Here is a 1,608-nt window from a genome sequence, read left to right as displayed (position 1 = left end):
GGGGATGCGGCTATTTTCTTGGACTGATTTACGTTGCTAACCCGAGGCTTTCACGGTACTCGATGGGGCTGAGATAGCCAAGGGAGCCCTTGATCCGTTTCTCGTTGTACCAACGAACGTAGGCGTTCAGTCGCTCAACGAACTCCGCGATGGTCGTCGAACGCCAGTCTCCTGGATAGAACATTTCGGTCTTCAGCCTGCCGAAGAATCCCTCACAGGCCGCGTTGTCCGGTGAGCAGGCTTTACGCGACATGGAGCGGATCAGCTTAGCCTTTGCAACCCGCGATAGCCAGCCAGGCCAGCGGTAGTGGCCCCCGCGATCGGAATGCACGATCGGCGTCTCGTCGTCCTCGGTCACGGTCTCGATAGCCGCATCTAACATGGAATTCACGAGATCTGCGTCAGGGCTTGTGCCAATCGACCAGCTGACGACCATCCCATCAAAGCAGTCGATCATGGGAGATAGATATACCTTTCCCGCGGGAATCTGGAACTCGGAGATATCCGTCACCCACTTTTCGTTGGGGGCGTTAGCGTGGAAATCGCGATTGATGATGTTATCCGGAGCCGGGCTGATTTCCCCGATATAAGAACGATATCGGCGCCGCCTAGGCCTGGCTGCGTGGAGGCCGCCTTGTTTCATGAGGCGACGCACGACTTTCTCCGATAGAAACACCCGTTGCCTGCTGAGCGCTGCTTGCACCCGACGATAGCCGTAGGATCGGTGATTGTCCTCGAAGATCTCTGCAACGGTACGACGGACATCTGCATATTTGTCGGCAACCCGTATGGGCGACCGATGATAAAAATAGGAGCTGCGCGCCAGATCTAACCGCGCAAGTAGCTCGGTCAAACCGTATTCTTCTCTCAGGGCGTCAACCACCGTCGTCTTCTCCCGATTGCTCAGGAGTGGCAGGTCGACGCCCAGGTCTTTTTTTACGAGTTCATTCGCCGTCTTCAACAGGTCGTGTTCAAGCTTCAGATTGCGAATGTCGCGCCGGAGCTCTTCGACCTGCCGCTCCAGTTCGTCCCGATCCGTCTCTGATGGTGATCCCTTGTCGCGCTTCATGGATGCAGGGGCCTCCCGGCCGAGTAACTGGTTCTTCCAGTTGTACAGCGACACCCTGTCGACGTCCAGCTTTCGCGCCACCGCCTGTGCACTTACTTGCCGTGTGCACAGTTCGTACACCGCGACCTGCCTGGACGCCAACGACACGTCCTGTCGGCCTGCCTTGCCAACCACGCGTTTCTTTGTTTCCGGATAGCGCTCGCGAACCCACGCCGTCAGTATCTGGCGGCAGGGATAGCCTAATGCCCTGAGCGTAAAGCTGAAGCAGCGCCCGTGATTGACGTAATGCTCGAGTGCCAGGTTCTTCTGTTCTTCAGAGTACTTCGGCTTTCCCCGAACATACTCTTTCTGCAGATCGCCACTTTGTTCGAATTCCTCACACCATGCCTTGAGAGAATTCTTCGTCGGGTAACCCAACTGACGAATTGTCGCCTTGATGCGCTTGCCGAGTTTCAGGTACAGCTCGACCGCCCGAACGCGGTCTTCGTATGAATACATGGACTACCTCCAAAGTAGTCCAAGATTTTGTCCGCATCCCC

General features: G+C 56.3%; 1 protein-coding gene. It reads right to left on the bottom strand.

Annotated features, from left to right (window positions below):
• Positions 1 to 28: 28 nt before the first annotated feature.
• Complete coding sequence (locus tag U4Y88_RS37500) at positions 29 to 1,567, bottom strand: IS3 family transposase (RefSeq protein WP_321790111.1); 1,539 nt, start codon at positions 1,565 to 1,567, stop codon at positions 29 to 31.
• Positions 1,568 to 1,608: the final 41 nt, after the last annotated feature.

It is taken from the genome of Paraburkholderia sp. J94 (assembly GCF_905220285.1).
In the GTDB taxonomy this organism is placed as follows: Bacteria; Pseudomonadota; Gammaproteobacteria; order Burkholderiales; family Burkholderiaceae; genus Paraburkholderia; species Paraburkholderia tropica_A.
This window is presented reverse-complemented; position numbering and strand designations above follow the sequence as displayed.